The sequence below is a fragment of the Pelodictyon phaeoclathratiforme BU-1 genome, from assembly GCF_000020645.1.
Lineage (GTDB): Bacteria > Bacteroidota > Chlorobiia > Chlorobiales > Chlorobiaceae > Chlorobium > Chlorobium phaeoclathratiforme.
On sequence record NC_011060.1, the window covers coordinates 1,850,887 to 1,875,422 of the forward strand.

24 protein-coding genes are annotated in these 24,536 nt (G+C 49.4%); 13 read left to right on the top strand and 11 right to left on the bottom strand.

Annotated elements, in window-relative coordinates; genetic code table 11:
- The first annotated feature begins 19 nt into the window (after nucleotides 1-19).
- On the top strand, nucleotides 20-838 hold the full coding sequence (locus tag PPHA_RS08665; protein WP_012508471.1) for a transglutaminase family protein: 819 nt from the start codon (nucleotides 20-22) through the stop codon (nucleotides 836-838).
- A gap of 253 nt (nucleotides 839-1,091) precedes the next feature.
- Nucleotides 1,092-2,102: an alpha/beta hydrolase gene (locus PPHA_RS08670; RefSeq protein ID WP_041526797.1), complete on the top strand. Its 1,011-nt coding sequence runs from the start codon at nucleotides 1,092-1,094 to the stop codon at nucleotides 2,100-2,102.
- Between the two features lie 173 nt (nucleotides 2,103-2,275).
- On the opposite strand, the gene PPHA_RS08675 is transcribed toward PPHA_RS08670, so the two are convergent.
- Nucleotides 2,276-3,343 (bottom strand): cytochrome-c peroxidase, encoded by a 1,068-nt coding sequence (locus PPHA_RS08675; RefSeq protein WP_012508473.1) that lies wholly within the window; start codon nucleotides 3,341-3,343, stop codon nucleotides 2,276-2,278.
- Nucleotides 3,344-3,526: 183 nt separating this feature from the next.
- The gene (locus PPHA_RS08680) at nucleotides 3,527-4,687 is read right to left on the bottom strand and encodes a cytochrome-c peroxidase (protein ID WP_012508474.1); all 1,161 of its coding nucleotides are present in this window, start codon (nucleotides 4,685-4,687) and stop codon (nucleotides 3,527-3,529) included.
- Between the two features lie 300 nt (nucleotides 4,688-4,987).
- On the opposite strand from PPHA_RS08680, the gene tgt reads away from it, so the two are divergent.
- Both tgt and rimO read left to right on the top strand, forming a co-directional pair.
- Nucleotides 4,988-6,121, top strand: a complete 1,134-nt coding sequence (tgt, locus tag PPHA_RS08685; protein WP_012508475.1) for a tRNA guanosine(34) transglycosylase Tgt — start codon at nucleotides 4,988-4,990, stop codon at nucleotides 6,119-6,121.
- A complete protein-coding gene (rimO, locus tag PPHA_RS08690; RefSeq protein ID WP_012508476.1) occupies nucleotides 6,108-7,403 on the top strand; it encodes a 30S ribosomal protein S12 methylthiotransferase RimO in 1,296 nt (431 codons plus the stop codon). The genes tgt and rimO overlap by 14 nt, the downstream gene beginning before the upstream one ends.
- A 345-nt stretch (nucleotides 7,404-7,748) precedes the next feature.
- Here the strand turns inward: rimO and PPHA_RS08695 are convergent, their stop codons facing one another.
- Both PPHA_RS08695 and PPHA_RS08700 read right to left on the bottom strand, forming a co-directional pair.
- Complete coding sequence (locus tag PPHA_RS08695; RefSeq protein WP_012508477.1) at nucleotides 7,749-8,045, bottom strand: hypothetical protein; 297 nt, start codon at nucleotides 8,043-8,045, stop codon at nucleotides 7,749-7,751.
- Entirely contained in the window at nucleotides 8,045-8,275 is a 231-nt protein-coding gene (locus PPHA_RS08700; protein WP_012508478.1) for an addiction module protein, read from the bottom strand. Before PPHA_RS08700 ends, PPHA_RS08695 begins: the two co-directional genes overlap by 1 nt.
- A 251-nt stretch (nucleotides 8,276-8,526) precedes the next feature.
- Between PPHA_RS08700 and PPHA_RS08705 the strand changes: the two genes are divergently transcribed.
- Nucleotides 8,527-9,534, top strand: a complete 1,008-nt coding sequence (locus PPHA_RS08705; protein ID WP_012508479.1) for a carboxymuconolactone decarboxylase family protein — start codon at nucleotides 8,527-8,529, stop codon at nucleotides 9,532-9,534.
- On the opposite strand, the gene PPHA_RS08710 is transcribed toward PPHA_RS08705, so the two are convergent.
- Complete coding sequence (locus PPHA_RS08710; protein WP_012508480.1) at nucleotides 9,523-10,890, bottom strand: cobyrinate a,c-diamide synthase; 1,368 nt, start codon at nucleotides 10,888-10,890, stop codon at nucleotides 9,523-9,525. The two genes, PPHA_RS08705 and PPHA_RS08710, sit on opposite strands and share 12 nt — an antisense overlap.
- A 3-nt stretch (nucleotides 10,891-10,893) precedes the next feature.
- Complete coding sequence (locus tag PPHA_RS08715) at nucleotides 10,894-11,646, bottom strand: glutamine amidotransferase (protein WP_012508481.1); 753 nt, start codon at nucleotides 11,644-11,646, stop codon at nucleotides 10,894-10,896.
- A gap of 252 nt (nucleotides 11,647-11,898) precedes the next feature.
- Between PPHA_RS08715 and PPHA_RS08720 the strand changes: the two genes are divergently transcribed.
- Nucleotides 11,899-12,474 (top strand): shikimate kinase, encoded by a 576-nt coding sequence (locus PPHA_RS08720; RefSeq protein ID WP_041526799.1) that lies wholly within the window; start codon nucleotides 11,899-11,901, stop codon nucleotides 12,472-12,474.
- A gap of 15 nt (nucleotides 12,475-12,489) precedes the next feature.
- Entirely contained in the window at nucleotides 12,490-13,587 is a 1,098-nt protein-coding gene (aroB, locus tag PPHA_RS08725; RefSeq protein ID WP_012508483.1) for a 3-dehydroquinate synthase, read from the top strand.
- On the opposite strand, the gene PPHA_RS08730 is transcribed toward aroB, so the two are convergent.
- The 4 genes from PPHA_RS08730 to PPHA_RS08745 form a co-directional block, all read right to left on the bottom strand.
- Nucleotides 13,565-14,383: a type III pantothenate kinase gene (locus PPHA_RS08730; protein ID WP_012508484.1), complete on the bottom strand. Its 819-nt coding sequence runs from the start codon at nucleotides 14,381-14,383 to the stop codon at nucleotides 13,565-13,567. The two genes, aroB and PPHA_RS08730, sit on opposite strands and share 23 nt — an antisense overlap.
- Before the next feature lie 25 nt (nucleotides 14,384-14,408).
- Nucleotides 14,409-14,915 (bottom strand): hypothetical protein, encoded by a 507-nt coding sequence (locus PPHA_RS08735; RefSeq protein ID WP_012508485.1) that lies wholly within the window; start codon nucleotides 14,913-14,915, stop codon nucleotides 14,409-14,411.
- Between the two features lie 148 nt (nucleotides 14,916-15,063).
- Complete coding sequence (locus PPHA_RS08740) at nucleotides 15,064-17,232, bottom strand: glutamine synthetase III family protein (RefSeq protein WP_012508486.1); 2,169 nt, start codon at nucleotides 17,230-17,232, stop codon at nucleotides 15,064-15,066.
- 44 nt (nucleotides 17,233-17,276) lie between these two features.
- On the bottom strand, nucleotides 17,277-17,801 hold the full coding sequence (locus PPHA_RS08745) for an Lrp/AsnC family transcriptional regulator (RefSeq protein ID WP_012508487.1): 525 nt from the start codon (nucleotides 17,799-17,801) through the stop codon (nucleotides 17,277-17,279).
- A 504-nt stretch (nucleotides 17,802-18,305) separates the two neighbouring features.
- Here PPHA_RS08745 and PPHA_RS08750 point away from each other — a divergent pair.
- The 4 genes from PPHA_RS08750 (at nucleotide 18,306) to csmH (ending at nucleotide 21,742) form a co-directional block, all read left to right on the top strand.
- Nucleotides 18,306-19,667, top strand: a complete 1,362-nt coding sequence (locus PPHA_RS08750; RefSeq protein ID WP_012508488.1) for an FAD-dependent oxidoreductase — start codon at nucleotides 18,306-18,308, stop codon at nucleotides 19,665-19,667.
- Nucleotides 19,668-19,675: 8 nt separating this feature from the next.
- Nucleotides 19,676-20,284 carry a TIGR04282 family arsenosugar biosynthesis glycosyltransferase gene (locus PPHA_RS08755; protein WP_012508489.1) on the top strand — a complete coding sequence of 203 codons (609 nt, stop codon included), beginning with the start codon at nucleotides 19,676-19,678 and terminating at the stop codon, nucleotides 20,282-20,284.
- Complete coding sequence (locus PPHA_RS08760) at nucleotides 20,266-20,958, top strand: TIGR04283 family arsenosugar biosynthesis glycosyltransferase (RefSeq protein ID WP_012508490.1); 693 nt, start codon at nucleotides 20,266-20,268, stop codon at nucleotides 20,956-20,958. Before PPHA_RS08755 ends, PPHA_RS08760 begins: the two co-directional genes overlap by 19 nt.
- Nucleotides 20,959-21,082: 124 nt before the next feature.
- Nucleotides 21,083-21,742, top strand: coding sequence for a chlorosome envelope protein H (gene csmH, locus PPHA_RS08765; protein ID WP_012508491.1), 660 nt, complete (start codon nucleotides 21,083-21,085; stop codon nucleotides 21,740-21,742).
- Nucleotides 21,743-21,846: 104 nt separating this feature from the next.
- Here the strand turns inward: csmH and dut are convergent, their stop codons facing one another.
- Nucleotides 21,847-22,293 carry a dUTP diphosphatase gene (gene dut / locus PPHA_RS08770; RefSeq protein ID WP_012508492.1) on the bottom strand — a complete coding sequence of 149 codons (447 nt, stop codon included), beginning with the start codon at nucleotides 22,291-22,293 and terminating at the stop codon, nucleotides 21,847-21,849.
- A gap of 68 nt (nucleotides 22,294-22,361) precedes the next feature.
- Here dut and bshB1 point away from each other — a divergent pair, with 68 nt between their 5' ends.
- Nucleotides 22,362-23,111: a bacillithiol biosynthesis deacetylase BshB1 gene (bshB1, locus tag PPHA_RS08775; RefSeq protein ID WP_012508493.1), complete on the top strand. Its 750-nt coding sequence runs from the start codon at nucleotides 22,362-22,364 to the stop codon at nucleotides 23,109-23,111.
- Nucleotides 23,112-23,294: 183 nt separating this feature from the next.
- On the top strand, nucleotides 23,295-24,488 hold the full coding sequence (locus tag PPHA_RS08780) for a putative porin (protein ID WP_041526801.1): 1,194 nt from the start codon (nucleotides 23,295-23,297) through the stop codon (nucleotides 24,486-24,488).
- The last annotated feature ends 48 nt before the right edge of the window (nucleotides 24,489-24,536 follow it).

Sequence of the window (24,536 nt, forward strand, 5' to 3'; positions counted from 1 at the left end):
GGACGTAAACCAAAAGAGCATGATTCTGAAAGTTGAACACTCAACCCTGTTTGAATATGATAATCCAATCTATGAAACGGCGACCGAAGTAAGGCTCCACCCTGATAATAATCCGGCAGCTCCCCAGCGCTGCACCAGCTTTGACCTTCTGGTGGATCCCCCTGCCACTATTTTTGAGTACACCGATTTTTACGGCAACCAGGTCAACCACTTCAACCTGCTCCAGAGCCACAAACGGGTAGAGATCATCGCAACTTCTGTAGTGGAAACCGGCATGGGCCACGCTGATGCTGGCGATAATGAGGATTTTTTTCTGATGGATTTCTCTTGCCAGAGCCGCTATGTCCATTTCGACCAGGCGATAAGAGATTTTTCAACTCTTTTTGCCACCAATACCGACAGTTTTCAGCTTGCCGAATCGATCTGCCGCCATATCAACGATTCATTCATCTATGAACCCGGAGTGACGGATGTCCACAGTACCAGCGCCGTCGTTATGGCCCTCGGGCGGGGAGTTTGCCAGGATTTTGCCCATATCATGCTTGCCGCCTGCCGTTATCTTGGTGTCCCGGCCCGCTACGTCAGCGGGTACCTCTTTGGAGGAAGCACCCCCGATGGGCGGGATGAAGCAAGCCATGCATGGTGTGAAGTATTCTGCGGCAAGGAAAAAGGGTGGATCGGCATGGACCCGACGCATAGCACCCTTTTTGTTGATGAACGCTATATCAAAATTGGTTCAGGCAGAGACTATGACGACGTTCCTCCAGTACGGGGTACCTATAAAGGCAATGCAGAGGAAAAGCTGACGGTCGCCGTAAGGGTAAGCTCCATGGAGTAAGTTGATAGCTGCCGTGGTGTAAAAAACAGTTCCGGAATTCCAGCCGTATCACTACATTACCGCATCGAAGAGGCGAGCAAGAACAGCGCTATCGAAGTGGCATATCAAGTGTTGTTCCTTGTTACAACAAAGCGGCTGAACTTGATCCGGGCGCTGCAGAAATTTATGGGAGCCGGGGAGCGGCAAAACGCAAACTCGGCGACTACTCCGGAACCATTGCTGAGGCAAGTGCGCCAAACCAATGAACTATTCAATGAGTACCGAAAAAAATTCCATACAGCAAAAGCTGCTTTCTGCCATTCAACAATGGTGGATTATTTTATTGATCTCCGGATTGCTGCTGACCATCATTTTCAGCATTCTGCTTCCATGGAACATTGCAACAATCCAGTCTCACCCACGACCAGCACACAACTACAGTGAGGCGCTGCAGCTCATAAAAATCCTTCGCGAACAGGAGTCGCAAGCGATGAATCCGCTCTGCCGGACGCAATTGATGACTCATGGAAAAAAAACGGAACACACAATCATTCTGGTTCATGGCTATACGAGCGACCCACAACAGTTTCAATTGTTAGGAACCCGTTTGTATGCTTTGGGATATAACGTGCTGATTGCTCCCCTCCCGCATCACGGACTGGCTGACCGGATGACTGATGCACATGCCCGTCTGACGGCTGAAGAGCTGACGGCTTATGCCGACCAGAGTGTCGATATTGCCCAGGGGCTCGGTGAAAAGGTAATCATGATGGGGTTTTCTGCCGGAGGAGTAACAACGGCCTGGGCGGCACAACAGCGGAAGGATATCGACCTGGCAGTCATCATCTCACCTGCGTTTGGATTCAAAAAAGTCCCAACACCGTTAACTGCAGCCGCCATGAATGTATACACCCTTTTGCCTGATGCGCTTGAATGGTGGGATCCTGTCCTGAAAGAGAAGGTGCTCCCGGCACACGCCTATCCACGCTATTCCCGTCATGCCCTGTCACAAATCCTCCGTCTGGGCTTTACCGTTCAGGCAGAAGCAAAACACAAGCATCCGGCAGCCAACAAAATACTGGTCGTCTTCAATGCCAATGACGGCATGATCAACAACGAGATGGCCACAAAGATGGTCCGTATCTGGCAGGCACACCACGCAGCTTTGACTACCTATGAATTTGAAAATACCCTGAAACTCGGCCACGACCTCATCGACCCAGCCCAACCCGACCAAAGGACGGACATCGTCTATCCCCGACTCATAAAGTTGATCAACAAATAACAATCTGACACTGTTTTTGCTTGCCTGACAAACTGAAAATAGTCGGACTCTCCTTGGCTAACTATTCATCCAAACATATTATTGAATTTGCAATCCCTGCAGGGCAAGAGGCATTTGACCCAAAAAGAGGGAAAACATCAATGGACGCTTTCCCTCTTTGCACGGTAAAACGCTTATTTGCCGAAGGGTTGCGGCAGCGGTGTTGTATCGGATGATGGCGGAAGTTGCGGAAGCTCAAATTTCGGCTGATCGCCCGTCAAGCTTTTCAGGAATGCAACAATGTTGGCATTTTCCTCTACGGTAAACGTTTTCCCCAACTGGATCTGGCCCATCACCTCAACGGCTTTCGAAAGTGTTGCTGCCCCGGCATCATGGAAATAGGGATAGGTAAGTTCAACATTCCTTAGAGTCGGCACCTTGAATTTGAAGCGGTCAGCATCGTCTTTTGTTACAGCACTGCGACCTGAAGCAGGATTCTTTGTTTTGTAAGGCTCCACCGCGCCCATTTTCTGGAATGAGTTTCCTCCAAGAGCAACACCATTATGACAGGCTGTACATCCACTGCTCTTGAAAAGCTCATATCCCGCAAGTTCTTCTTTTGTGATCGCAGCATCATCGCCCCTGAGCCATTTGTCGAAACGGGCGTTTGGTGTAACCAGTGTCTCTTCAAAAGCGGCGATAGCAGTGGTTACCTTGTCGATATCAATGGTATCGGCCTGGAATACTTTTTTGAACTCATCGACATAGGCCGGGATGGATTGCAAAACCGTAACAGCAAGATCGTGGGTAAATCCCATTTCACCCGGATTGGCGATTGGGCCACCAGCCTGCTCCTTGAGATCCTTGGCCCGCCCATCCCAGAACTGGGCCAGGTTCATACTCGAATTAAGTACTGTCGGTGAATTGATCGGCCCCTGTTTCCATTTGTGACCGATCGAACTTTTCAGATTGTCACTGCCGCCCATGCTGAGATTGTGGCAGGAGTTGCAGGAAATAAAGCCTGATTTTGAAAGCCGGGGATCAAAAAAGAGCTTTTTGCCAAGCTCCACCATAGCCTGATCGGCCACTTTCGGAGCTTCCACAGGAGCAACTGGTTCACCTGTCTTTGGCTGAAGCACTGGCGCTGCGGGGGGAGCAGCAACAGGGGCTGGCGGCGTTGCTGCTTCTGGTTGCGGTTTTTTTGCACAAGAAGAGAGAGTACCTGCCGCCAGAAGAGCGACAACAAGAAAGTGAGTTTTCATTGTCAGGTTCCGTAAAAATTATTCAAGACTGTAAAAAGTGCAGAGTATTTTCCTGTACCGTACTTGTCGAGTGTAAAGATACGGTTTTCCCTTTGAAATTTCAGGTAATATTCAACACCTCAACGCACAGAAAAAGCACACAAACCGCTTACTCTCAATGAAGCGCCTTCGAACGAAGGCACCTTAAGAAGAGGGCATTATTGGCTGCGGAGGAGGTGTGGTTTCGGATGATGGCGGCAACTGCGGAAGCATGAATTGCGGTTGATCGCCAGTCAAACTCTTCAGAAAGGCAACGATGCTGGCAGTTTCCTGCTCTGTATACGTTTTGCCCAACTGAATCTGACCCATAATCTCAACAGCTTTGGAGAGCGTTGCCACCTCACCGTCATGGAAATAGGGATAAGTCAGTTCAACATTCCTCAAGGTTGGTACCTTGAATCTGAAACGATCTACATCTTTTTTGCTTATCTCAAAACAACCTGAAACGGAACAGGTTGTTTTGTATGGCTTCACAGCGCCTGTTTTCTGGAATGAATTCGCGCCAAAAGAGGCGCCATTATGACAAATAGTACACCCGCTGCTCTTGAACAGCCTGTAACCAGCAAGTTCCTGCTTGGTTATTGCCCTGTCATCACCGCGCAGCCATTGATCGAAACGGGAATTCGGTGTAAGAAGCGTCTCTTCAAATGCGGATATAGCCGTTATAACCTGATCAAGAGTAATCTTCCCTGCATGAAATACCTTGCTGAACTCTTCAGCATAGAGAGGAATAGATTGCAGGATCGGAACAGCAAGATCGTGAGTAAATGAGACACCTCCGGGATTGCCCACTACAGCAGCAGGCCGTTTCCCTGGTTTACTCCCCTTCCCGTCAATCGGCCCTTCAACGAAAGCAACCTTACCTCCATAGGCATAATCCCCAATCGATAACACCTGCTTGAGATCTTTTGCCCGCCCATTCCAAAACTGAGCAAAACTCATGCTCGAATTAAGGACTGTAGGAGCGTTAAGCGCACCCTCACGCAAGTTATGTCCAACAGAGGTTTTCAGATTGTCACTGCCGCCCATACTGAGATTGTGACAGGAGTTGCAGGAAATGAATCCTGTTCTGGATAGGCGAGGATCAAAGAAGAGTTTTTTACCAAGCTCCACCATCTCCGGGTTCAGCACTTCAGGCACCTTCAACGGCTTGACCGGTTCACCCATTCTTGGTTTGAACGCCTTATGTGCCAATGGCTCTACAACAGGCAGAACATACTTCCCTGGCTCACCCCGCAGCTCTTCATGCAAAAAGGTAAGAGGGCAAATCACCAGCAAGCTTGCAACAAATGGATAAATTTTCATTATCTGTCGGGTTCCGGAAAAAATCAATGTGCTTCTTCAATACCTGTGCTTCTTTAATACCAACAATCAACACCACAAAGCACAAAATACCTTTTCATCTTGCATTACGCAATATTTACGGGACAAGGTATCGCAAGAGAGTTCACATGAAAAGAAAATAAAGGGGGTTAATTCCGAAATATAGGGAAAACGGCGAACCATTACACACGATCCTGCTCGTTTGTCGAGCTTTTGTTTTGTGCCGGGCTTTGGCTACCTTGACAGGTCAAAAAAGGCCTCCTCTCTGTTACCGGAAAGCACATGAAATTCAGCCTCATTACCACCGATCCGCACAGTTCAGCCCGGTGCGGTGTTCTTGAAACCAGCCACGGAACCATTCCTACGCCGGTTTTTATGCCGGTAGGCACCCGCGCAAGCGTGAAATCAGTTGAACCTCACGAGCTTAGGGAACTCAACGTTCATATCATTCTGGCCAATACCTATCACCTCTACCTGAAACCGGGAAACGAGATCCTGCAGAAAGCCGGGGGTGTCCACCGCTTCATGAACTGGGATGGCCCGCTTCTGACCGACAGCGGTGGCTATCAGGTCTACTCACTCTCCGACCTGCGCAAAATCAGCGAAGAGGGAGTCCTGTTCAAATCACACCTTGACGGTTCAAAACAGCACTTCACCCCTGAAAATGTGATTGAGACCGAGCGCATCATCGGCAGCGACATCATGATGCCTCTCGATGAATGTCCACCCTCCACCGCAGAAAAAGAGTATGTACGCATCTCCGGAGAGCTGACCATTCGCTGGGCCGAACGGGCAAGAAAGCATTTCACACTCACCTCTCCCCTCTACGGCCACGAGCAGTACCTCTTCGGCATTACGCAAGGGGGAATCCATACCGACCTGCGCACCAGCTCTACCAATGCGCTGGTTGATCTTGATTTTGACGGTTATGCCATTGGCGGCATGGCAGTCGGAGAACCGGCTGAAGAGATGTACCGTATCCTTGAGCTCTCTCACCCGCTGCTGCCGGAGAAGAAACCGCGCTACCTCATGGGAGTCGGCACACCTGAAAACATTTTAAACGCTATCGAACGCGGCATCGATATGTTCGACTGCGTCATCCCGACACGCGAAGGGCGCAATGGCAGGGTCTATACCCGCCAGGGCAAGATGAACCTTCGCTCGGCAAAATATTCAACCGACTTCAGCTCCATCGACGAAGGATTCGACAACGAAGTCTGCCGAAACTATTCACGCGCCTACCTCCGCCACCTGCTGAACGTCGGCGAGATTCTCGGTCTGAAACTCTGCACCCTGCAAAACATCTCCTTTTTCATGTGGCTTACCGCAACAGCACGAACGGAGATCCAGAAAGGCTCCTTCATGGAGTGGAAACAAGATTTTCTTGAACGATTCAACTACAATGACAACGCATAAACTCTTTCTTCTGAGCCTTGGCTGCTCTAAAAACACGGTTGATTCCGAACGGCTGATGGCACAGGCTGAAGCCTCGGGGATTATCTTTACCGAGACCGCCGATGAAGCCGACACAATCCTCATCAACACCTGCGGTTTTATTGAAGATGCCAAGGAGGAGTCGATCACTGAAATCCTTGCCGCTATCGATAAAAAAAGTGAGGGAACAATTCAGCGGCTCTATGTGATGGGCTGCCTCACCGAACTCTACCGCAATGAACTCAAGGAAGAGATGGCAGAGGTGGATGGATTTTTTGGTACCCGTGAACTGCCCGAAATCCTTGCTGCTCTCGGTGCTGCCTACCACGAAGAGCTCTATGACCATCGTTCACTCCTCACCCCTCCCCACTACACCTACCTCAAGATTGCCGAAGGGTGCAACCGCTCCTGCTCGTTCTGCTCTATTCCAAAAATCAGGGGACGCTACCGCAGCCAGCCGGTCGAGCAGCTCCTGCGTGAAGCTATCCTGCTGAAAAACTCCGGAGTTAAGGAATTGAACATAATCTCGCAGGATATCAGCATGTTCGGCTACGACACGATGGGCAAATCGATGCTGAACGACCTCGTGCTCCGCCTCTCCGATATGGCATTCGACTGGATCCGGCTGCTCTACGCCTACCCGGTAAATTTTCCGCTTGAAGTCATTGAAACCATGCGCGAGCGGGAGAACATCTGCAACTATCTCGACATTCCCCTGCAGCATTGCAATGACCGTATCCTGAAATCAATGAACCGAGGGATCAACAAACAGGAGAGCATCCAGCTCATCGAAACCGTACGGGAGAAGAACCCCGATATCCGCCTGCGTACCACCATGATCGCTGGCTATCCCGGTGAAACCCGGGAAGAGTTTGATGAACTGCTGGAATTTGTTGAAGCCAACCGGTTCGACAGGCTTGGCTGCTTCCCTTACTGCCACGAGGAATATGCCCCCTCCTTCGCCCTTGAAGACAACGTCAGCGCTGAAGAGAAACAGGATCGGGTGGCGGAGCTCATGGAGCTGCAGGAGAGCGTTTCGCAGGATAAAAACCGGGATTTTGAAGGAAAAGAGATCACCGTGCTCATTGATCAGGTGGAAGAAGGTATGGCCTTTGGCCGTACGGAGTACGATGCTCCCGAAGTGGACAACGAATGCATGCTTGAAACCGGTGATTTCCAGGTCGAGCCCGGCATGTTCTGCCACGCGCGAATTACCGATTCAACACCGTTTGATCTGGTGGGTGAGGTGATCGGGCTCGTGTAACCATAACCCCGCGCCCTCCTTCCAATCTGGCATGTTATTGCTCCCTGCAGCGGGTGTTGGTTTCCACCCATGCAGCAAACGCCAGTATGAACTTCGTTGCGAATTCCCTGAACGAATCATTCGTGAGCTTTCAGTTCTCATCCAAATGATTCGGGGCGGCTCCAAACATCGGAGCCGAATCAGAAAACAATGACCGCTTCCATGAAGATAACCGCATGCCCCGAGAGAAGTACGCGGTCTTCATTCACCTCACATGCGATGTTCCCCCGGATATCGACGGAATACTGAACTGCTGTCGGAAGTTGAATGAGTTGTCAAAGTCTCATCTGTGGTGAATCAAGCAAGTCAGCTACTAACCCGCTTAAGCCAAGCACCCGGTTCACGATGCTGATGAAAAAACGAAACCACGAGCAACTCATCAAGGTTTGGGAGATAGATGAGCGAGTAGGGAAACTTACGAAAAAGAACCCGGCGGAATTCTTCTTCAATGCGTAAATGTCCAAAAGGATTGCGAAATGCCGATGCTACTGCTGCATCAGCGGCACGAGCAAACTCAAAACCAAGCCCCAATGCTTTTGATTCATACCAAGCCTGAGCATCAAGAAGCTCTTGCTCAGCCTCTGGACGGACCACAATAAACATCAGGGTTTAAGCGGAAATAATTTTGATCGAACCTCTTCCCACGGAATGGCCGTGGAAGGATCTGCTCTGTGTGCGGCAACGCGACGATGTAACTCATCCATTTGGGCTTGTGACAATTCAACCGCAGTTGACTCCTCGGCAGCAATGCTGTCCCAAATATCCTCAACGAGCTGAATGCGCTCGGAAACAGACAACTTCAAGTATTCAGTTTTGGCAGCAGGTGTATGCATGGACGTAGTATAAATCAAAATAAATGTTTAAAAACAGCAAATAAGCCGCAAGTCTCTCAATCCGAACCAGAATACGGGCACACTCCCGAATATCCGTTAGTTCATCAAGCCATTTAGAATATCAAGAAGTTACGACGTATTCCCCTCATTAACAAACAGAATGAGCTGCCCTTGGCAAGGGTTGAAAAAGCGGAAAACTTTTGACGTCACCTGATTGTTGCTCATGGTATTATTCCACATAAAATACCCTCATGAGCATCAAATATTTCGAATCCCTCCCCCGCGCTTCGGCTGAGAGCCTTTCCGGCAAGGTGCTTGCACAGGTGCGGAGGGAGTTCGGGGCTGAGGTCGAGCCCTTTACGCTTCATCTGCCGGTTGCGGAGCTGCTGGCTGGGGTCTGGATGGCTTGCAGGGAGACGCTGCTTGCCGGCAGCGGGCGACGTGATGCGAAAGAGGTGGTGGCAGCATCTGTTTCGGCTCTCAACCGCTGCCCTTTCTGTGTCGATGCCCACAGTATCATGCTGCTTGAATCGTCAGGAAATGATTACTCGAACCTCATTACCGGCGGAAAAACAGAGCTGATTGACGACCTTTTTCTCCGCGAGACCGCCGCATGGGCTTCGGCCACACGGTGTCCCGGTTCGCCGGTTCTGCAGAAGCCACCTTTTACTGCTGAAGAGGCTCCGGCATTTATCGGAACAGCAGTGCTGTTCCACTATATCAACCGCATGGTTACCATTCTTCTTGGCCCTTCTCCCCTGCCATTTACCAGTGGATTCCCCAAAAAGGTTTCCATGCAGATGGCCGCATGGTTTTTCGGCGGTGCCATACGCCGACCGAAAGAGCCGGGAACATCGCTTGACCTGTTGGCGGAAGCTCCGCTGCCGGACGACCTCTTCTGGGCTCAACCATCGAAACCGATTGCCGGAGCCTTTGCCCGCTTCGCTCAGGTGGTCGAGCATTCAGGCGCCATGACGCTTTCCGCAGAAGTGCGCAGAGCGGTAAACAAAGCTGTGGAAAAATGGAACGGAAGTGATCCTGGCATGAACAACGGGTGGTGTGAAGAGGCACTATCGGCGCTTGAGGTGACAGATAAAACTGCCGGACGGCTTGCGCTCTTTACGGCACTTGCTCCCTACCGGGTCGATGCATCAATCGTCCATGCCTTTTCAGCCAGCTTCCCCGGAGACGACAGGCTTCTCTCCGCGCTTGCCTGGAGCAGCTTCACCGCAGCACGAAAGGTAGGCTCATGGCTGTAACGTAGGCTCCATGTTCAGAAGAAATTGCGGGAAATCCCTTGTTTCTCCCCAATAGAGATGCAGATAAGATGCGACGGTGTTGTATTGGCGGAAAAGTGCAGTTCCTGTCTCTTCGTTTCGGGCATTGGTTATGGATGCGATATTCGGCAGCTCCCCTGCTCTTCCGATTCGGGAGTAGTGAAATTCATGACCGCGAAGCTCTCCGGCATAACCGTTGTTGAGGCGGACTTTCCGGTAACCAAGCGTGAGACGGCTCTCCTGCATGGTGGTATCGAGATCGAGTACACCGCACATGGGATGGCGCGACCCATCGCCAAGGGTCATTGCCGCACCAAGGTACATCATCCCGCCACACTCTGCATAGGCAGCGCCTCCTTTCCGGCAATAGTCCGCAATGGCCGCACGCATGGCGTTGTTCGAGGAGAGTTGTTCGGCATAGAGTTCAGGATAACCCCCAGCCAGATAGAGCAGGTCACAAGACGGAATCCGCTCATCATCCATCGGGCTGAAATAGTCGATCCGGCCATACTCACCAAGCACGTCAAGATTCTCCCGATAGGTAAAATTGAAGGCCTCATCCCTGGCAACGGCAATGACCCTTTCTTCCCGGCCTGCTGAACAACTGCGAGAGGAAGTGCTCCCGGAAACGTTTGGCTGCGCTCTGCTTGCCAGTTCAAGAAGGCGATCGATAGCCACACTTTTTTCAATATGATCGGCCATGGCCTCAATCGCTCCTTCGCGATCATAACCTGAAGAGGTATTGAGTCCGAGATGGCGCTCACTGATGGCAATTGGCTCATGACGGGGCACATAGCCGAGCGGTTCAACCCCTGCGTCATCTGCTGCAGCTTCAAGAAAGCGGTAGTGCGACAGCGTATTGACCTGGTTAAAGATCACTCCGATAACCTTCACATCGGGATCGAAGGTTCGGTAACCGTAGAGCAGCGGTGCTGCCGAATATGCCATACTTTGTGCATTGACCACCATGATGACCGGAAGTGCAAGCAGTTTTGCAATCTCCGCACTGCTTCCCTGCGCTTTTTCTGCCCCGTCAAAAAGCCCCATCACCCCTTCAACAACCGAAGCATCCGCACCGCTTGAATAGCGATTGAACAACTCCTGTACATGCGCTTCCGAAGCCATGAAGGTATCGAGATTGATGCCCTCGGACACCACGCTGCCATATGAGGCTGCCATGGAGTGCAATCGGGTATCGAGATAATCCGGCCCGCATTTGAAGGGCTGAACCCGACCTCCGCGCCGGGCCAGAATTCTGAGAATGGCAAGGGTGAGGGTTGTTTTTCCTGAGCCACTCGAGGGGGCGCCAAGAAGAAATGCCGCAGGTCGTTTTGTCATGGTTTACTTTATGCTCTCATGGGCAGGGTTGGAAACCGCCGCCGCCCTGTTTACCAGCGCGGCAAAATTGGTCAGCACGTTGCTCGCCGAGGGGCACTCTGTGACCTGCAACAACAACCCCTCAACGCCACGCCCTTCACTCCTGAGGCTTTCGGCCTGAGCTGCGATATATGCCCACATGACCTCATGCGTATACTCTGGATGAAACTGCACTCCCCAGGCAGAGGAGCCAACACGGAAGGCATGATGGGATTCATGATCACTACACGCAAGCAACAGGGCACCGGGAGGGAGCTGCAGAGCACTTTGCGCATGAGTGGTATGGGCAGAAAAGAGAGCTGGAGCCCCCCTGAAAAGCGGATCATCTTCCGCTTCTGGTAACAGTTTTATCGCAACCGTACCAATCTCCCTGCCAAGTGGATGATAGCCAGCCTCTCCACCCATGGCACGCGCCAGAAGCTGATGACCATAACAGATCCCAAGAAAGGGAACACAATCAGCAACCAGCAAAGGAATCCATGCTTCAAGAGCAAGGCTCCAGGCCAGATTGTCGGTAACCATGGCATGGGATCCCGTCACAATAACAGCGCAGCACTGCTCTGACTCAGGAAGGGGAATTCCCTGCACCACGTCAATTATTTCAACCGGAACGGCCAGTTCGCCAAGCGCCTTTTTAACCCAGTCATCGAAGTCTCCGAGCCGTTCAAGAGTTGATGAGAATGTAGTGCCTGCTTTTATGATGTAGAGTTTTTTCATTGTTTTTTATTCCGTTACTGATGCAGCGCCTCCATGCGCAACAAGCTGCAAGGTGCAGTTCTGTTCATCAAGAGAGTGGCTGCTGATGCGCAAAATCGTAAACTTCCGGGGAATATGGCAACGAAAAAGGGGCTCAGCAAAGGAATACTGACTTTTTTGAACGGGAGGTGCCGGATTTTTTTTATTTTCGTAAAGCTTTGCACGACTTGTGCGGAGCTGCAGGCAAAACAGAGAGGTTTTGAACAATCAGTCGTGAATAAAGAACATACCCTTATTTTTTTAACCGGGTTCAGTGGATCAGGAAAATCGACTATAGGGCCGCTACTGGCCAATTCACTCGGTTATGAGTTTGTTGATCTCGATCAGAGCATTGAACAAGATACCGGTAAAACCATTACCCGGATTTTTGCGGAAGAGGGTGAGGAGTTCTTTCGTGCTCTTGAACTGCAGAGGCTGAGTGCTCTTGTCACACAAAACAACATGATAATCTCCCTCGGCGGAGGAGCACTGGAAAATGATCTGGCATATGCACTCATTCAGAAATCCGGCACCCTGGTTTATCTGAAATCGCCATCCAAAACACTTGCAAGGAGACTCTGCAACAAGACCGATCGCCCTTTGTTACGAGGAGAAAAGGGACGAAAGCTTTCGCGTGAAGAGATTGAGGAGAAGATCTCGACAATCCTTGCCAAACGGGAACCCCGCTATGAAAGTGCTGATATTACCGTTGAGACCGACATCAAACGCATCGGTTCAACCGTTGAGGAGCTGACCCGGAAAATAGAGCGGTTTGTGCGGAGCGCCTCCGCAACTGCCGATGACCAATAATAATACAAAAATACCGTGAGCACGATACTTGTAAGAACACCCGTTATTACTGGACTGGGAGAGTTATTCACAACCCATGGGCTTTCAAAAAAAACTGTGGTACTCTTCGATGAACATACACGAAAACTGTACGGAGAGTCACTGCTCCAGACGCTTCACGATGAGGGCTTCCAATGCAAAGAGCTGGTTGTCCCTGCCCGGGAAGCCTCAAAAAGCTTCAGCGTTGCGTACCGCATCTATGGCAGCATGATTGAGGCTGATGTTGACCGGAGCTGGAACCTGCTTGCTGTTGGAGGCGGCGTTATCGGTGATCTTGGCGGTTTTATCGCTGCAAGCTATTTCCGGGGTATACCGGTGATCCAGCTTCCCACCACACTGCTGGCCATGACCGACAGCGCCATCGGCGGAAAGGTTGCCATAAACCACCCTCTCGGAAAAAATCTGATCGGTTTTTTTCATCTGCCTGAACTGATTCTGATCGATCCCTCATACCTGAAAACCCTCCCGCAACGGGAAATCTATTCCGGAATGGCCGAGGTGGTCAAATATGGCTTTATTGCCGACGAACCCTTTTTCAACTTTCTTGACCTCCATTTCAGCGACATTACCAGCCTGAAGGAGCCATTTCTGACCGAAGCGATCAAAAAAAGCGCCTTTATCAAAGCTGATGTTGTAGAAAAGGATTTCAGAGAGACCGACGGGCTGCGGGCAACCCTCAATTTTGGTCATACCTTTGCGCACGGACTGGAAAAACTGGCCGAGTACCGCTACCTGCGGCACGGCGAAGCGGTCACCATCGGCATGGTCTGCGCCCTCTTTTTGTCGTACAATCTTGGCTATCTCGACCAACAGTCACTTGAACGCGGGCTCTCGCTGCTGAAGAGGTTCCGTTTTCCAAAAGGAGTAGTGAAACGAAGATTTGTTGCTATAGACAGTGAACTGCTCCTTGAAAATATGCTCTCAGACAAGAAAAAACTGGATAAAAAACTCCGTTTTGTTTTACTGAAAAAGCTGGGAGAGGCTTTTTTGCTTGAGGAGAGTGTTGACGAGAGCATTGTACTGAAATCTATCGATGACGGAAGGAGATTCTTCAGCGGGAAGGAAGCCTGTTGAGCGAAAAAAGATAACTGCTACCCCTCAGCACCGCATGCTCCTCAACTACAGGTGAGGAGTCGAGCATGGCGGAAACAAGCTGCGCATTGCCGCCCGCAGCAACCACCCTGATCCTCTCCTCACCATGCTCCTTGCGAAGCCAGTTTTTTATTTTCACGAGCAATCCATCAATGCTCGATACACAGCCGAGAGTAATACCGTTTCTGATACAGTCAACTGTTGAGAAACCAACAAGTGTTTCAGGACGACCAATAGTGACCAGAGGGAGTCGTGCGGTATGTTCATGCAGTGCCCTGGCCATAAGATCAAGACCCGGCATGATGAGACCGCCAAGATAGTCCTGACCGGATCCAAGCACATCAACCGTAATGGCAGTACCAATATCGAGAGCAATAACAGCCTCTCCGGGATAAAGATGGCGGCTCAAGGCACAAAGGGCAATGCGATCGGCGCCAAACGTATCCGGTGAGTCGTAGTGTAGTGTAAAGGGCAGCTTCATCGAGGCGCTCACCTTCAGGAGCTCCCCGGCAAGGTGGAGACGAAGAGCGGCAGATACCGCTTCATCGAGCAAAGGCACGACACTGCAAATCACAGCATCACGAAGGGCTGGATAGCTCACGACAAGCGGCTTGATCTGCTCTGCAATGCCTTCCTGACCAGTCATGATGAGTGAAGGCACCTTCTGCACTTCAAGACATTCATCAGCCCTGAAAACCGCAAGAGAAGTTGTAGTATTTCCTATTTCAACAACAAGAAACAGCGTATCGGGCTGCGATTGTTCGCCGGAAAAAAGCATAGTTGGGATATCCTTAATCAAAATATCAGGGGAGCTTTGCCTTAATACCGGTTCTCCCCGACAGATCGGAAAGAAAACGCCTGTAGCCGGGCAAGTTTGTTGTCACAAAGAGTGAGTCCCTGAGAGAAGATTTAGCGGCAACAATAAAGATTTTCGGCGGCGGATTGTAGGTAATGATCTCCTGATAAATGGCGGTAATATCTGAAAGCGCCAATTTTTTTTCGGTTCCCTTGCGATCAAGATAGAGCAACTGGTCACCCGCTATTTTTATGGAATCACCATCCTGACCATGCTCCCCCGCAAATCGGGTGTTATAATACATGGGTCCGCCAAGTGAAACGGTGGTAAACAGAACGAGCAGCGCGGTCTTCCAGAAACAGCCAAGATCCACACCATAGGAAAATTTTCCATACCGGTAGAAGAGCGCCCAGACCAGGCCAAGAAAGAGCATCCCCAGAAACCAGGTTGCCAGAAAATAGTAATCCAGCCATAAGGCGGGATAGCTCATGGGATAGTGAAAAACCTCAGGCATGGCTGTTAAGGGTTACTTTTCAAAATATGGGTGAACCGACTTTAAAAATAAGGCATAACTCAACGTTTACAATAAAATAATTTCGCCTTTAAACAAAAAAAGGCCCGCCGAAGCGAGCCCTTTCTTGTTCAACACACAAAAGAGTGGTTCAATGCTGAAACAGCATTTCCGAATAGGTCGGAAGCTGCCAGCGACTGCGGTCAACAATTTGCTCAAGGCTGTCAGCAACGACGCGCACTTTGCTCATAAGCGGGAGCAGTTCATCAGCACAGTAATCGGCCTTTTCAAACTCTGTTGCAAAGGATTCGATTTTTTCAACAGCCTCATCAAGCTCGGCAGTCATTTCAATCAGGGTTGAAAAACTTTCTGCAAGCAATTTGAGGTTACCTGCCTGGCTGCTGAGCGCCTGGCCGGAAAGACCGATAGCATCAGCGGCAGAAAGCAGATTATTGAAGGAGTTGCCAAGTTCACCCTGATATTCGGAAACATCGGGAATGACAAAGGTCTTCAGCATAAGCTGCAGGGTACGGGCTTCAATATCAATACCCTTGATATAGCGTTCGAGACGAATGTGAAGACGTGAATTGGTCTCGTCTGCACTCAGCACTCCATACTTGATAAACATATCCTGAACATCCTTCTTCAGCAGTACACGGAGGGACTGCGGTGTGTTCTTCAGGTTGGGCAGGCCTCTCTCCCTTGCTGCCTGCTGAAGGGCCTCCGCATAGTTGTCTCCCTGGTAACGGATAGGCTTGGTAGCGGTGATCTGCTCGCGAAGGGTTTCAAGAATTGCCACATCCCGCTCTTTTCCTGCCTTGATTTTTGCCAGAATAGCATCGGCAATTTCGTCAACAGCTTCAGCCATAAGCGTGTTCAGCACCATGTTCGGCACCGAAGCTGCCTGTGAAGAGCCGACTGCGCGGAACTCAAATTTGTTGCCGGTAAAGGCAAACGGCGAGGTACGGTTGCGGTCAGTATAGTCTTTGTTAACCACTGGTACCTGTGAAAGGCCGAGATTAAGTACCTGTTTTTCTGTTTTCAGGTCAACCTTGCCACTCTCGATAGCATCAAGTACTCTTTCGAGCAATTCGCCAAGGAAGACGGTCACAACAGCAGGAGGAGCCTCGTTGGCGCCAAGACGGTGATCGTTACCCATGCTCGCTATGGACATTCTCAGAACATCAGCCCTCTTGTAGACACCATTCAGGACGGCGACAAGAAAAACAAGGAAGTGAACATTTTTTTCAGGAGTATCACCTGGATCAAGAAGATTGATACCGGTATCGGTACCGATCGACCAGTTATTGTGCTTGCCTGAACCGTTGATACCGGCAAATGGCTTTTCAGCAAGCAGCAGTGCGAAGCCTTTTTTGTCAGCAATCTTTCTCATCACCTCCATGACCAGCAGGTTGTGATCGACGGCAATATTGGCCTCTTCAAAAATCGGGGCAATTTCAAACTGGTGAGGAGCAACCTCGTTATGACGGGTCTTGGCTGGAATACCGAGCAGATAGAGTTCATGTTCGACATCCTGCATGAATTCAAGCACACGGTCAGGAATAGAGCCAAAATAGTGATCCTCAAGCTGCTGGCCTTTTGGAGGAAGGGCGCCAAGCAGGGTACGTCCACACATAACAAGATCAGGCCGCTCGGAGTAGAATTTTTTGTCGATAAGGAAATACTCCTGCTCACAACCGGCAAAGGTTTTTACCCGTGAGACACCGGTAACACCAAGTATCTCAAGGAGCCTGATGGCTGATTTGCTGACCGCTTCCATGGAACGCAGGAGCGGAGTTTTGGCGTCAAGCGCTTCGCCGTGGTAGGAGATGAAGACGGTCGGAATACAAAGAGTCAGATCTTTTCCTCCCTTCATGAGAAAGGCAGGGCTTGATGGATCCCATGCAGTGTAGCCACGGGCTTCGAAGGTGGTACGCATGCCTCCCGAAGGGAAACTTGACGCATCAGGCTCACCCTGGATGAGCTGTTCACCGGAAAAACGCTCAATCGGTGTACCATCGCGGTCGATAGACAAAAACGCATCATGTTTTTCAGCCGTGGAGCCAGTCATCGGCTGGAACCAATGGGTATAATGGGTGGCGCCCTTCTCCATTGCCCACTCTTTCATGCCGTGTGCTACAACACCGGCAATTTCACCGGTTATTTTTTTACCTGCCTTGATGGTATCCTGTAATGCGGTAAACTCCTCTTTTGGAAGCTTTGCCCGCATGGCTTTCTGATCAAAAGTCATCGAACCAAAGTAGGTGGAAACCGGAATTTTACTATCGCTGTTCAAATGAACCTCCTTGTTGATTAGCATGATATGGCTGTATTACCTCTAAAAAAAATGAAAACCCTTTTTGTTTACTTCCTTGACCTCTTTTCATCAAACGTAATCAGCACCTGCCGGTCCTGAAGATTGTTTCGAACGATTTCTGCGCTGATTTTTTTGTTTTTCTTCAACTGACTCAGCACAAAACTCGTATTGGTACCAAGAACACCAGGCCAGCTCTGTATTCTTGAAAGAAACTGCTCAAGCGATGCCGTATTATGGGTCATCACCTTTAAAATATGCGACCCCTCACCGGTAACCGAGAAACACTCCATAATCTCATCCTCTTTCATCACATGCTCCATAAATGATTTATAGTGCTTGGATGAATCGATTCTGACCCGTACAAAAGCATGAATATCAAAGCCGAGCTGCCGTTCATCAACCTCCATGGTAAAACCCTTGATGATACCACCCTTCTGCAACTTGTCAAGCCTTTCACTGACCGAGGGTATTGAAAGGCCGACGATTTCAGCAAGTTCACTCAATCGAACCCTGCCGTTTTCCCCAAGAGACTCAATTAATTTCAGGTCGATGAGATCAAGATGACCGGACATAAGCGCTGTTGTATAGTTTAATTCAATTTAAGGAGAAATTACACAATAATAAGAAATAAACAACCGTTCTCTTTACTATTCGAAACTTTTTCAGCAAATATCTTAACTAATTTAGGTGATGACGCTATTTTACGCCGTTATCACCGATATTCAGAATCATTGCAGGCGGCTCTCCTTCTCTCTTCCTTGCGGCGATGATACAACTTTTTCAACAAGGAACACCATGCAGCGAAAACAGTCCTGTTTCGTCACGTTATTCCGGCATGAAAGAGCGAAACGCCAGACATCTAAAGCCCTTAATAAATAGAAAATATTTCAATATCTTGTGACCAGCCAAAATGGTAAGTTTTGACCATGCGAAAAAATGCTGCTCTTCGTCTATCTTAAAATAATGTTCTTTCCCGGTGAGCCCGGATTTTTTTCACAAAAGGCGAGGAGATCTCACCAAAATAATCAAGAACAGCAGATACTGAACCAATCGAAAGCGACTGAGACGTTTATACAATGAAAATAGCAATTTTCGGAGCAGGAGTTGCTGGCCTTAGTGCAGCAATAGAGCTTGTGGATCGTGGACACACGGTAGAGATTTATGAAAAACGCAAGGTACTTGGCGGTAAGGTTTCCGTCTGGAAAGACAGCGAGGGTGACTCCATAGAATCAGGACTTCATATTGTTTTCGGTGGTTACGAACAGCTTCAGCAATACCTTAAACGGGTCGGTGCGGAAGATAATTATCAGTGGAAAGAACATACCCTGATCTATGCTGAACCGAATGGACAACAATCTTTTTTCAAGAAGGCAAACCTTCCCAGTCCCTGGGCAGAGGTTATTGGCGGTCTGCAGACCGATTTCCTTACAATGTGGGACAAAATCTCCCTGATCAAAGGGCTCTATCCTGCCCTTACCGGCAATGAGGCCTATTTCCGCAGTCAGGACCATATGACCTATTCGGAGTGGCACCGATTGAGAGGAGCGTCGGAGCATTCGTTACAGAAACTCTGGCGGGCCATTGCTCTTGCCATGAATTTCATTGAGCCGAATATCATCAGTGCACGGCCGATGATCACTATTTTCAAATATTTTGGCACCAATTATACCGCAACCAAGTTTGCCTTTTTCCGCAAAAATCCTGGCGATTCCATGATTGAACCAATGCGGCAGTATATACAGAGCAAGGGTGGGCGCATTTTTGTTGATGCAAAACTTAACCGGTTTGAACTCAACAGTGACGAGAGTATTAAAGGCGCCCTGCTGCAGGATGGCCATAAAATCGAGGCTGATGCCTATATTTCCGCCCTGCCTGTCCACAACATCAAAACCATTATTCCCCGTGAGTGGCTCGCCCATAAGTATTTCCGCAACTTGCATGAATTTGTTGGCAGCCCGGTCGCAAACTGCCAGCTCTGGTTCGACCGGAAAATTACCGATACCGATAATCTCATGTTTTCACAAGGCACGATTTTTGCGACATTTGCTGATGTCTCAATCACTTGCCCTGACGACTTCCAGAATGGCTCCGGCACAGCAAACGGTGGCAGCGTCATGAGCCTGGTGCTTGCTCCGGCACACCAATTGATGGAGATGCCCAACGAGGTAATTATTGAGCTTGTCATGAAAGATATTCACGACCGCTTTCCTTTGTCACGTCAGGCAATACTTCTCAAATCAACCCTTGTCAAAATTCCCCAATCAGTCTACAAGGCGGTACCCGATGTCGATAAATTCCGCCCTGACCAGATCAGCCCTGTTAAAAACTTTTTTCTGGCTGGCGATTATACTGACCAGCACTATCTGGCTTCCATGGAGGGTGCGGCACTGAGCGGAAAACTGGTGGCAGAAAAGCTTCTCAGCCGGTTCGGCAACTGAACGCAGCAATGAACGATGAACGACTCCTCATTATCTTCAGCAAAAACCCTGAAGCTGGGCAAGTAAAAACCCGCCTTGCGCGAGATGTCGGAGAAAAAAAAGCCCTTGAGATTTATGAAATTCTCAGGGAGCATACCGCTCTCGTGACTGCGAAGGTTAGTGCTGAACGAATGGTATTTTACTCCAGCTTTATCCCCTCCTCTGATCTCTTTCGCACAACAACATTCAGCTTTCGCCTGCAAGAGGGAGCTGACTTGGGGGAGCGGATGTTTCATGCCATACGCAGTGGATTTGAAGCCGGTTTTCGCCACATCGTACTCATCGGAACAGACTGTTACGAACTGAGCAGCGAAATTCTTGACCAAGCATTCAGCGCTCTTGAACGATCTGATGCTGTTGTTGGGCCTGCCACTGATGGCGGCTTTTACCTTATCGGACTGAACAGGCTGATACCAGAACTCTTTCTCAACCGAGAGTGGAGCAATTCTGCGGTTCTCAGGGAGAGCATCAGAATTCTTCAGTGCCATGAAACTCCATACGAGTTGCTTTCGGAGCTTTCGGATATTGATACCTTCGATGACCTGAAAAAAAGCAGATTATGGATACAACAACCTTAAGCATAATTATACCCGTCTATAACGAAGAGGCCATCATTGCTCAAGCGCTTCATACTCTCCTTGCAATAACGGATCGATCGTCAGGCATTGAGATCATTGTCAGTGACGCAAGTACAGACAGGACTCCCGATATTCTCTCCCGCTTTCCGGTAACCATATGCCACAGTGCAAAGGGACGTGCCGTTCAAATGAATAACGGCGCCCGCGTGGCCGGAGGAGATATTCTCCTCTTTCTTCATGCCGATACGCTGCCGCCCGACACGTTTATCGATGATATCCGTTCGGCAGCGGCTACCGGGAAAAAGGCAGGTTGTTTCAAAATGAGATTTGATGACGACCACCCGCTTCTCGCTCTCTTTGGATGGTTCACCCGCGTTCCACTGATCCTCTGCCGGGGAGGAGATCAATCACTCTTTATCGACAGAGCACTCTTTTTCGGCATCGAGGGGTTCGATGAAAACCTGCTCGTCATGGAAGACTACGATATCATCAAACGCATCGAAGAGCGTGAGCCGTTCCACATCCTCGAAACAGAGGTCACCACATCAGCCAGAAAATATCATGACAACGGCATCATCCGGCTCCAGATGATTTTCGGAACACTTCATCTCATGTATGCCCTCGGATTTGATCAGGAGTCACTGATCCGCTACTACAGGGAGAATATCATCTGAGAGGCCGGGAAAAAACAGGGTTAACCCTTTTAAAATAGAGTCTGAGAGGTGAACGACTTAGGAAATAAGTTGTTATATTCAGTATAATATTTTCTATTACTTACCCTTAATCCACCTAATAATTATGGCCGCAGAAGAGATTAAAAAAACAGCAGGTACGCTCGTACCTGCCTCCCCGAAAAATCCGGAATCCGGTGTGGGCAGTGGTGATATGGCCCTTTTAATCGGGAGCATGGGCAACCTGATTGATTCTACTATTTTGTCCGTTCAGGGAATTATCAGTTCAGTCAGCACTGCAACAGGACAACTTATCGATGGAGTTTCGTCAACGATTAACTCCGATTCCGTTCAGGGAATGATCAACTCGGTAAGCACTGCAACAGGGCAGCTCATTGATGGAGTTACCTCGACCATCAACTCCGAACCGGTCAAGGATATCCTCCATAATGTCAACTCAGCTACCGGACAACTCATTGATGGCGTCGCTGCCACCCTTAAGTCCGATCCGATTCAGAACTCTGTTCAGGAACTTGGAAAATTATGGACTGGATTGCTCGAAAACCTGAATGCAACCGTCAGCTCAAACCAGATACAAAATCTTTTTGATAACGTCAGTACCGGATTGGGACAGTTGATGGGAAATGTATTTTCTGCGCCAGGTATGCCATCAGGTCGTGAAAACCGGATGAAAAAGGATGTAACCGAGATTCGTTACACTCCCAAGGAGGTCGTCGCGGAAATAAAAGCTCCGGCTCTTTCTTCTGATAAGATAAACCAAATCTGACGCTGCAATCCTCTACTCGGTCGTGCCGGGCATCAGCGAAAAATCCATCAATGCGACAGGATATTTCACTGGTGCTCGCTCTGACGATTGTACGCCTTTCCTGATCATTGACGACCGGTTCCGGTGTGACCAAACCCCCCTTCACCCCGAACGGTTGAACCAAGTTCTTCAACCTCTTCAAAACGAACCGCTTCTACCTTTGCAACCACCATCTGCGCAATGCGGTCGCCATGACTGACAAGGAAAGGCTCTTTACCATAATTAATGAGAATCACCTTGACCTCTCCACGATAATCAGCATCAATGGTTGCCGGTGTATTGGGCAATGAGATCATTGAACGCAAAGCAAGTCCGCTCCTTGGACGAAGCTGAGCCTCATACCCTTCAGGCAATTCAAGGGCAAATCCGGAGGGAATCAGCGCGGTTGTTGATGGTTGAATGGTGATCGGGGCTTCAATACATGCTGAGATATCCATGCCAGCAGCATGAGCGGTTGCATAAACGGGAAGTGAAGCTTGCTTGTTAAGGCGAACTATCTTTACTTTGAGCATCAGTCAGAAATAGCTTGTTATCAGAAATTAGACTCTACGGCCAATATAACCGATTAACCACAAGCCAATTGAAGCAATCATCCGAAAAAGTTTATGCACTGGCTTTCGGCGCCCATCCTGATGACGTCGAACTTGCATGTGGAGCTACGTTGCTCAAAATCATAAGCGAAGGGCAGAATGTCGCCGTCTGCGACCTCACAAGAGGAGAGATGGGAACGCTTGGAACTCCTGAAACACGCAGAAGCGAAGCCGCAACAGCCACCGCGATCATGGGATACCACAGCCGCACCACCCTTGACCTTGGAGACTCGAAACTCTTCCACACTGAAGAGAACATAGCGGAAATCATCAAGCTTATCAGGCTGTTCCGGCCAGATGTCGTTTTTGCCAATTCCCCTGAGGAACGCCACCCGGATCACATCAAAGCATCAAAACTTGTGACTGAGGCTTGCTACTATGCCGGTCTTCAGCAGCTCGCCACGACCATGAACGGAGAGGCACAACAGCCTTACCGCCCCGCACACCTCCTCTACTACATCCAGTTCAAACACCTTGAACCAGACATTATCGTCGATATTTCGGATACTTTTGAATCCTCAAGAAGAGGGGTACTCGCCTTCGCCTCGCAATTCTACAAGGAGGGCACAACCGATGAGGCAAAAACCATGATCAAACGCCGGGAGTTTCTTACCGGTCTGGAAGCACGCGCCCGCTATTTCGGAGAACAGATCGGGACCCTTTACGGCGAAGGGTTCAAACTCTCCACCACCCTCGCCATCAACTCATTTATAAGCGCCTTCCCCCGTAACATAAAGTGAGGGTTGCTACTCATTCGGCAACGCGGTGCTTAAACCGCCTCTTCCGGGGAGTTCACAATCACGTAGCACTCCCTTAACAATTCCTCAACAGAAGGAATGGTACTTTATGTGGCGCATAACGATATGCGAAAAGAGTTCCCGGATTTTCATGAACGCATCACACAAACCAACCACATATTTCTTATGAGAAAAGTTGCATTGATAGTCGGTCTGGCCGCTGCACTCGGATTCAACAATGCGCAGGCTGTTGACTGGAACTGGAAAGGGGATATCCGCTACCGTTACCAGTCTGACATAACAGCAATTCCTAATATCACCGGTGAACACAGTCGCGACCGCCACCGGGCACGTGTTCGTCTTGGCGTCTACCCATGGATCAATGAAGAGCTTTCCGGTGGCCTTCAACTCTCAACTGCTGGATCAGGCCTTGAAACCACCTCCCGCAATGAGACTCTTGACGATCAGTTTCTTCCTGATACCGTCTATATGAATGAGTACTTCATAGACTACCACCCGATGTTTCTCTGCGGTGATGTCAACATCATCCTCGGTAAGAGAGCTGTTGCCAGTACCCTTATTGTTCAGAACGATCTCGTCTGGGATGGCGACCTTACCTTTGAAGGCGCTACCGTGCAATACGGCAAGGATGCCAATGGAAAGGAAAAAGATGGTCTCAGTGCAGTTGCTGGATACTATATCCTTAACGAAAATAAAAGTGTAACCACAAAAGAACAGGACGCCTACCTTTTTGCCGGTCAGGCAGCCTATAAAGGTGAAATCAGTGATCTCAGTTACCAGCTTGGTGCGGGATATTACGATTATGTAAATTTCGATCTCAAAAATACGTCAACTGTAGCGTCTCAATTAACTGTAGCTCCTTTTACCTATACTCCCGCCACGACGGCAAAGTATTCCCCGGAATATAACTATACCGGAAAGGACTTTAACATCGTTGAGTTTTATGGCAGCATTGGAGGCAAGATCACCGAAACCCTTCCCTGGCAGATTTCAGGTCAATATGCCTTTAACACTGCAAAACATGCCGATTGGGTCAACATTGACAATGCCAAAAGGGACAGTTACCTTGCTGAAATCAAAATTGGTGATGCCAAACAGGTTGGACAATGGGCGGTCAATGCTGACTATGTCAGAATCGAACGTGACGCCCTTACTATTCTCACCGATTCAGACCGTAACATGGGCGCTGCCACGAACCTGAAAGGGTTCAAGATCGGTGGAGTCTACCATCTGGTTCAGAACATGACACTCGGCCTCACCTATTTCAACTTTAAAACGATCGATGACAAGACTACTCTTGTCGATGAGTCAGCTCCGACCCGGCATATTGTCATGGCTGATGCTGTTATCAAATTCTGACAAGTATCTCTGTGTGTGTTCTTTCCTTTGTGTGTTGTATGGCTGGTT

Excerpts from the sequence above, each read along its gene's own strand:
- PPHA_RS08665 (WP_012508471.1), top strand. The coding sequence starts at position 20 with ATGATTCTGAAAGTTGAACACTCAACCCTGTTTGAATATGATAATCCA.
- PPHA_RS08670 (WP_041526797.1), top strand. The coding sequence starts at position 1,092 with ATGAGTACCGAAAAAAATTCCATACAGCAAAAGCTGCTTTCTGCCATT.
- PPHA_RS08675 (WP_012508473.1), bottom strand. The coding sequence starts at position 3,343 with ATGAAAACTCACTTTCTTGTTGTCGCTCTTCTGGCGGCAGGTACTCTC.
- PPHA_RS08680 (WP_012508474.1), bottom strand. The coding sequence starts at position 4,687 with ATGAAAATTTATCCATTTGTTGCAAGCTTGCTGGTGATTTGCCCTCTT.
- tgt (WP_012508475.1), top strand. The coding sequence starts at position 4,988 with ATGAAATTCAGCCTCATTACCACCGATCCGCACAGTTCAGCCCGGTGC.
- rimO (WP_012508476.1), top strand. The coding sequence starts at position 6,108 with ATGACAACGCATAAACTCTTTCTTCTGAGCCTTGGCTGCTCTAAAAAC.
- PPHA_RS08695 (WP_012508477.1), bottom strand. The coding sequence starts at position 8,045 with ATGTTTATTGTGGTCCGTCCAGAGGCTGAGCAAGAGCTTCTTGATGCT.
- PPHA_RS08700 (WP_012508478.1), bottom strand. The coding sequence starts at position 8,275 with ATGCATACACCTGCTGCCAAAACTGAATACTTGAAGTTGTCTGTTTCC.
- PPHA_RS08705 (WP_012508479.1), top strand. The coding sequence starts at position 8,527 with ATGAGCATCAAATATTTCGAATCCCTCCCCCGCGCTTCGGCTGAGAGC.
- PPHA_RS08710 (WP_012508480.1), bottom strand. The coding sequence starts at position 10,890 with ATGACAAAACGACCTGCGGCATTTCTTCTTGGCGCCCCCTCGAGTGGC.
- PPHA_RS08715 (WP_012508481.1), bottom strand. The coding sequence starts at position 11,646 with ATGAAAAAACTCTACATCATAAAAGCAGGCACTACATTCTCATCAACT.
- PPHA_RS08730 (WP_012508484.1), bottom strand. The coding sequence starts at position 14,383 with ATGCTTTTTTCCGGCGAACAATCGCAGCCCGATACGCTGTTTCTTGTT.
- PPHA_RS08735 (WP_012508485.1), bottom strand. The coding sequence starts at position 14,915 with ATGCCTGAGGTTTTTCACTATCCCATGAGCTATCCCGCCTTATGGCTG.
- PPHA_RS08740 (WP_012508486.1), bottom strand. The coding sequence starts at position 17,232 with ATGCTAATCAACAAGGAGGTTCATTTGAACAGCGATAGTAAAATTCCG.
- PPHA_RS08745 (WP_012508487.1), bottom strand. The coding sequence starts at position 17,801 with ATGTCCGGTCATCTTGATCTCATCGACCTGAAATTAATTGAGTCTCTT.
- PPHA_RS08750 (WP_012508488.1), top strand. The coding sequence starts at position 18,306 with ATGAAAATAGCAATTTTCGGAGCAGGAGTTGCTGGCCTTAGTGCAGCA.
- PPHA_RS08755 (WP_012508489.1), top strand. The coding sequence starts at position 19,676 with ATGAACGATGAACGACTCCTCATTATCTTCAGCAAAAACCCTGAAGCT.
- PPHA_RS08760 (WP_012508490.1), top strand. The coding sequence starts at position 20,266 with ATGGATACAACAACCTTAAGCATAATTATACCCGTCTATAACGAAGAG.
- csmH (WP_012508491.1), top strand. The coding sequence starts at position 21,083 with ATGGCCGCAGAAGAGATTAAAAAAACAGCAGGTACGCTCGTACCTGCC.
- dut (WP_012508492.1), bottom strand. The coding sequence starts at position 22,293 with ATGCTCAAAGTAAAGATAGTTCGCCTTAACAAGCAAGCTTCACTTCCC.
- PPHA_RS08780 (WP_041526801.1), top strand. The coding sequence starts at position 23,295 with ATGAGAAAAGTTGCATTGATAGTCGGTCTGGCCGCTGCACTCGGATTC.